Genomic DNA, 6,408 nt, shown 5'->3' with positions numbered 1-6,408 from the left:
AATCTGCCACGGCTCGTCCTCCTGTGATGAGGATCGGCTCGGACCGCCCGAGCAACCCTCGGACGCGCAGTGTAGGGTGAGCCACCTCACCGGCAGAAGCGGACATACGGTCTTACACTTGACCGCAACCTTCGTGAGCAGATGCTGATCGAGAGTAAGACCGTATGTCCGCTTCTGCCGGTGAGGTGGCTCGCCCTACACTGCGCGTCCGAGGGTTACTCGGGCGGGCCGAGCCGATCCTCATCACAGTAGGACGAGCCGTGGCAGATTATAGGGGAGCAAGATTATAGGGAAGCATTTGTCGGACTCGATGTCAGGTGGACCTTCGCCGACTTCCACTCGGGTATTAGAACGGCCGCCGGCAGCGGCTTCAAGGCGGCCCGCTCGATCTCCTCGAACAGTTCGCGGCGGCTTTGGCCGACATGGCGCATCGGCCGATTGTTCAGATTCTCTAGCAGTTAGGCGATCGCCGCGTTGAGCTCGGCGTTCGAGAAGAAGGATCAACGACGCCGCGACCGCGGGCGGACACCAGAACTCTCCGGGCCTGACAAAATGCGCCACAGCTGCTTCGCCGGAACGTCGGCACGCAGCTTTGTCAGAGCGCGCCGCGCTGCAACGGCTGCAGCGTTAATCGTTGAATCTTAAACTAAAGCTTAGCGAATCTTTGCAACCGCAGGCCGCCGACAGTGATAACTTCACCGCCAAATCTGAGGTCCGGGAGCGATAAGGAGCTGATGCTTTTTACGCTCGGACCACCGCATAGCATGCAATAAAGGTCAGGGCCAATGACAAGAAGAGCGCTCATCATGGTTGAAGGCCATAGGAGTATGGGTCTGCTATTCGTCCAAGCGGCCCAGCGTCTTGGTCTTCATCCAATTACCCTGTCGGCTGATCCAGCTCCGTACGGCTACCTTGCAGCAGAAAGCGTTGATACAATCCCTGTCGATACAGCCAATCTCGATGCGCTGATCCACGTATGTTCCCGGCTGCGTGCGACCTATAAGATTGCAGGCATTACGGGCGCCGAGGAAGAGATTTATGCGATGGTTGGCAAGCTCTGCCGGCACTTCGACCTACCGGGCCCGGACCCCGAATCGGTTGAACGATGCTGTGATAAATTCCTTCAACGTCAGCTCCTCGCTGAGGCTGGCGTGGCAATGCCTGCTTATCGCTTGGCAATGAACACCGCGGATGCAGAAATCGCTGCCGCCGAAATTGGCCTCCCAGTGATTCTCAAACCGGCCGTAGGCACCGGCAGCAGCGGTGTCCGATTGTGCCGCAATGTGGACGAAGTAGCCGAACATACCACCTATCTGTTGGGCGGTAAGTACACATGGCGGTCTTCCCCGAGAATACTCGTGGAAGAATTCGCACAAGGACCTTATTATGCCACCCATATTATGGGAAATGAGGTTATTGGGATTGAGGCTGCTGACTTCGACCGTCCACCCCATTTTGTCTTTCGTGAGGGCATCTATCCGGCACCGCTTACTGGTCACGAGCAGAAACGCATGGCCGATGTATCGCTGAGCTGTTTGCGCGCTCTCGGCCTTGGCTGGGGGCCAAGCTTCGTTGAACTCCGGTGGACGAAGGTTGGTCCAGTCGTCATTGAAGTCAATCCGCGCCTTGGTGGCGGTCCTCAACACATCCAGCTGGCTGACGGTGTCGATCTCATTACGGAGCACATCAAGCTTGTCATCGGCAATGAATGGAATTTGCGCAAAACGCACTCAAACGTTGCGGGCTGGCGGAACCTACTTCCCGACCGCGATGGCACCCTCGATTGGATCGACAACGGCAGTCAGGCCGCTGCTGTACCAGGTGTCGCTGAGGTCAAATTCTATGTTGAACCCAACAAGCCGATCGTCAGGAAAGGTGATTACCGAGACTCTCTCGGATCTGTCATGGCCGTTTCGCCCAACCTTGCTCAGACCCAGGCAATACTTCAGCGTGCCGTCGACTTAGTTAGCTGGTCGATCACACCATTTCCGAGTGTGAATGAACAGGAACAGCCTGCAGCCCCTTACTCCTAGCGCAGTTAGGTAGCGCGGAGCGGATGGAGTGTGAATCGTCCGGGCTCTTTTTTCCAGGCCTTGCAGATGATCGATATGCACCGGAACAAAGCTGTTGTCGCACTTGCCGCCAAGATGGCGCATGTCTGGGTTGTCCTGACCAAGCGCTCTTCGAACGCAGGGACCCCTGCTTTCGTCTGACGCTCCGGCTCCATTGCAATTCTCGGGAATGATGACGAAACAGTGGCGCTGACGCTATTGTGGCAGGAGTATCGCGCCGTCCATCCCGACGGCTACGGCTACACCTGGTTCTGCGAGCACTTCGCCGCTTTCGAACGCCGGACGAGCGCGACATTCAGCAATCGGCATGCGGCGGGCGCGGTGATGCAGACGGGCTATTCCGGGCACACGGTCCCGGTGATCGATCCGGCGACCGGCGTCATTTACCGGCGCAGATTTTTGTCGCGGTGCTGGGCGCATCCAATCTGACCTTCGCCTTTGGGAGCCTCATTCAAAAGCTGCCGGACGGGATCGAGGGCCAGCTACAAGCGACCCCAGCCCGCGTGTCGGACAGGCTCCTAGGCCATGCCCTGCTGTGCAGCATCACCACCGAGGAATCGACTAATTCCGTCGTGTAACAGATCTTGCATGAAAAACTCACAAGTCTTCGCGATCGCAGGTATCTGACTGTGGTAGATTAAGCCGGGGTACAGCAAAAAGCTGTGATGTTGCTTTTACGCCTCAGACGCCCAACAGCACACAACATCGGAGTTAACAGCCATGGCGAGAAGAGCGCTCATCCTGATTGAAGGCTCAAGGAGCAATGGTCCGTTATATATCCAGGCGGCCCAGCGTCTAGGTCTTCATCCAGTTACCCTTTCAGCCGATCCAGACCGGTATAACTATCTTGCGGTGGAAAACGTTGAGGCAATCCGGGTCAATACAGACGATCTCGATGCGCTGATCCGCGAATGTTCCTGGTTGCATGCAACGTACGGCATTGCTGGCATTACTGGGTTTGCGGGTGACGACGAGTCGGTCTATGCGACAGTTGGCAAGCTCTGCCGGCATTTCAATCTACCAGGACCGAACCCCGCATCGATTGAACGATGCTGCGACAAATTCACTCAACGTCAGCTCCTTGCGGAGGCTGGGGTTCCGATACCTGCATATCGCCTCGCAGCGAATGCGGCGGAGGTTGAAAGCTGCGCTGCGGAGCTCGGCCTGCCGGTAGTTCTGAAGCCTACGGTAGGCAGCGGCAGCATCGGTGTCCGATTGGGCCGTACCGTCGAAGAGGTGGCTCAATATACAGCCTTTCTGTTGGGCGGGAAGCACGTATTGCAGTCTTCGTCGAGGATACTGGTCGAAGAATTCGCACAAGGCCCCCATTATATTGTTCATATAATGGGAAATGAGGTGTTTGGGATTGAGGCCGCTGATTTCGACCGCCCACCGCATTTCGTCTTCCGTGAAGGCATCTTTCCAGCACCGCTTGCTGATGAGGAGCATGAGCGTATCGCCAACGTTTCGCTGAGTTGTTTGCCAGCTCTCGACCTTGGCTGGGGACCAACGTGCGTTGAACTCCGGTGGACCAAGCGGGGCCCGGTCGTCATTGAAGTCAATCCGCGTCTTGGTGGCGGTCCTGATGCGGTTCAGCTGGCCTACGGCGTCGATCTCATCGCCGAGCACATCAAGCTTGTCATTGGTAAGGAATGGGATTTGCGCAGAAGGCAGTCTCACATTGCTGCCTGGCGGTGCCTGCTTCCTGATCGCGATGGCATCCTCGATTGGATTGATGGCGACAGTCTGGCGGCTGCTGTACCAGGTGTCGCCGCGGTCAAATTGTATGTTGAACCCAAGACGCCGATTGTCAGGCAAGGTGATTACCGAGACTCGCTAGGATGGGTCATAGCTGTTTCCCCGCGCCTTGCTGAGACCGAGATCGCCCTTCAGCGTGCTGTCGATTTAATCAATTGGTCGATCACACCGTTTCCACCAGTTGGGGACTAGTAATAATCTTCAGTTCGTTCTTCTGGGCCGGAAGCGAAGGTGCGGCAGATAGGAGATAATGAAAGCTTTATCGCAGTAGGGGAGAAGTATTTTCTGATTTTACCAAGTCCTGACACGGAATCCAGGATCGGGGAGAGCAGCAAGGGACTTCAGCGCCTAGTTGTGCCCGCCACAAGTCTGGCCGCTAAGCAGCGACGAAGAGCTTCGCGTGAGATTTGGACCTGCAATGAGCGGTGCTTCTGAAATATGAGCCCGTACATCAAAGCCGCGGCCCGTACACTTTGGCCAGGGTTAGGAAATTCGTTGCGATTAACGGAAGGCGAAGCGCTGATGCCGCCACGCGCGCACTTTCGGTAGCTGTGAGCAAGTAGTTGTCGAGACTGGACGGCCTTGTTGGCCGGCCTTTCGGCGTTGATGTCATTGAGGAAGCGAATGAACTACTGGTGGCGGTGCCGCTGCATGTTGCGGCCGCGCCGTCGAGCAAGTTGGTCACGGCAAAGAGAGCGGTGGTGCCGTGCTACTTCTAGTCATGCGCCATGGTGCCCCCGCCTCCCAGCTTCATGGACAGGCCAGGCTGGGGCTTCGGTCCGGCGCCTGGATCTGCAAAATTTCATCAGACGGCGGACCGACGTAAAGCCCGAGACATCGCGCCGTTTGTCGACAAATGTCGGATCGTTGGAGAGCTTGAACTGCCGCGAGCGGTGTGGCTGAAGACCATACGCCTTCCCGATGCGCTGGCTGGCGCTGGCGCTGATGTCGGCTACCTTCGCCATCATGGCGGCCGTCCAGCGCGTCGTCTCGGCGGGCGGGTCTTCGAGCGTGAGCGCAACAACGCGTTCGGCGACATCCGGGCCGAGCGGGGGGTGCGCGAGGGCCGCTTCTTGTGCGCAGCAGTTTTTCAAAGCCTTCCTCTGCGAAGCGCTCGCTGTCAACCGCCAGACGTTTTGGACTTGCCGGTCCGCCGCATGATTTCGACGGTGCCAACACCATCGGCGCTCAACAGCACGGTCTCGGCACGCCAGACATTCTTCTGCGGACTGTTGCGGTCGATGACCAGGGCGGTCAGCCGCCGATGATCAGAAGGCGAGACGGCTAGAGATATTCTACCGCGCATGATGCACAGGCAGCAGGTAATTCTACCCCAGAACTCTTATGTCAGGCGGAGACCATTAGGTGCCTTCAGCAATACCAGCGTGCATTAACCGCGCCTATCAGTGAATCTTAAAAAACGACAGCATCCCGAAACAAGGGAGTTCATAGAAATCTAAACCAAGGAGCGCGCATTCAAAGGTTATGGCTCAAACTTTGTTAAGCTTCCGTAAACTATAAAGTGCCAGCCCAGAGAGGAATCTTCCGATGTACACCCTCGAAACGTCCCACCTCATCCTAAGGTGTCCGTCGCATTGCGACGAGATTCTTCTGCATGGACTGCATAGCGATCCGTTCGTGGTAAACGCCATCAGAGACGGAGTCTCTCCGACAATAGAGCAGACGAAAGCTGAGCTTCTTCAGTTCATCAATCATTGGCAGCATCATCGTTTCGGCTATTGGATAATCGATATCAAAGACGAGGGTAAGGCCAAAAAATTCGCTGGTTACTGTGGACTTGTACGGGGAGACTCCGTAGAGGAGAGCAACGTGTAAATTGTAACCCGCCTCCACCTTGCTGCCTCCGGGAAAGGCATCGCGGTCGAAGCTGGGAGAGCGGTAGTGCAATTTGCTTTCGACTATTTAGAAATTAATAAAGTGACTGCGTTCGTTCGCCCAGGTAACACTCGCTCGCTCATCAAAAATCTGAAGATTGGGTTTCACTACGTAGATGACATAGTGTTCGAGAAAGGGACTAGAAGGCGCCTAGAGGTTTCTCCTAAAACTGCTGTAAGATCCGACAGTTTACGTGTGTTTGATTGCAGAGAGACGGGAATCACTCGAAATCCGTAGCGCTACGCCCGGCCCGCATTGAACACAGTCGCACGATTGGTGGCGGCGCCTCCTTCTCGTACTCGGTCGTAGCCATTCCCCGCTGTGATTGAGGCCCGGACAACGCCAAATTAGTAGACTAGATTGTCGCCGTTCGATCTCCGTCCCGATATCATCAATTTCGCGATCCATTCGGCGTCGCTGAGTGGCCAGAAGGCGATCTGCCCCTGCTTTCGGAGCGGACCAGGAAAACTCCCTGTTCCGCAAGGTTAGCATCCAAGCGATGAAGGCCGCTGTTCTTCATCCATGATATCGGAAGATCCGCCGGAAATCGGCGCGAAGACCTAACACGCTGCGTCTTACTCTCGGTCAGGCCGAATTGTATCGCCGGCCGCGTGCCGCTTCGCAGATCGGCGCTGCGTTCGACAGCTATCCATCTCGCTTTTAGATGACGACATATACAAAC

General features: G+C 56.2%; 3 protein-coding genes and 3 pseudogenes. 3 read left to right on the top strand and 3 right to left on the bottom strand.

From position 1 onward, the window contains the following. Positions 1–317: 317 nt before the first annotated feature. Positions 318–518, bottom strand: a pseudogene (locus FJ419_RS22695) (IS21 family transposase); the annotation flags it as partial. Positions 519–785: 267 nt separating this feature from the next. Here FJ419_RS22695 and FJ419_RS22690 point away from each other — a divergent pair. The 3 genes and pseudogenes from FJ419_RS22690 to FJ419_RS22680 all read left to right on the top strand — a co-directional run bounded on the left by FJ419_RS22690 (position 786) and on the right by FJ419_RS22680 (position 4,022). Next, positions 786–2,033 (top strand): acetyl-CoA carboxylase biotin carboxylase subunit family protein, encoded by a 1,248-nt coding sequence (locus FJ419_RS22690; protein WP_064994224.1) that lies wholly within the window; start codon positions 786–788, stop codon positions 2,031–2,033. A gap of 222 nt (positions 2,034–2,255) precedes the next feature. Next, positions 2,256–2,563, top strand: a pseudogene (locus FJ419_RS22685) (IS21 family transposase); the annotation flags it as partial. Positions 2,564–2,792: 229 nt separating this feature from the next. Continuing rightward, a complete protein-coding gene (locus tag FJ419_RS22680; RefSeq protein ID WP_084015912.1) occupies positions 2,793–4,022 on the top strand; it encodes an acetyl-CoA carboxylase biotin carboxylase subunit family protein in 1,230 nt (409 codons plus the stop codon). 615 nt (positions 4,023–4,637) lie between these two features. On the opposite strand, the pseudogene FJ419_RS31260 reads toward FJ419_RS22680, so the two are convergent. Both FJ419_RS31260 and FJ419_RS22670 read right to left on the bottom strand, forming a co-directional pair. After that, a pseudogene (locus tag FJ419_RS31260) lies at positions 4,638–5,136 on the bottom strand (IS630 family transposase); the annotation flags it as partial. A 272-nt stretch (positions 5,137–5,408) separates the two neighbouring features. Further along, positions 5,409–5,738, bottom strand: coding sequence for a hypothetical protein (locus FJ419_RS22670; RefSeq protein WP_064994219.1), 330 nt, complete (start codon positions 5,736–5,738; stop codon positions 5,409–5,411). Positions 5,739–6,408 lie beyond the last annotated feature (670 nt).

It is taken from the genome of Mesorhizobium sp. B2-6-2, assembly GCF_006440615.1.
In the GTDB taxonomy this organism is placed as follows: Bacteria; Pseudomonadota; Alphaproteobacteria; order Rhizobiales; family Rhizobiaceae; genus Mesorhizobium.
The sequence above is the reverse complement of the archived record's forward strand: the minus strand, read 5'-3'. Positions and strand labels throughout refer to the sequence as shown.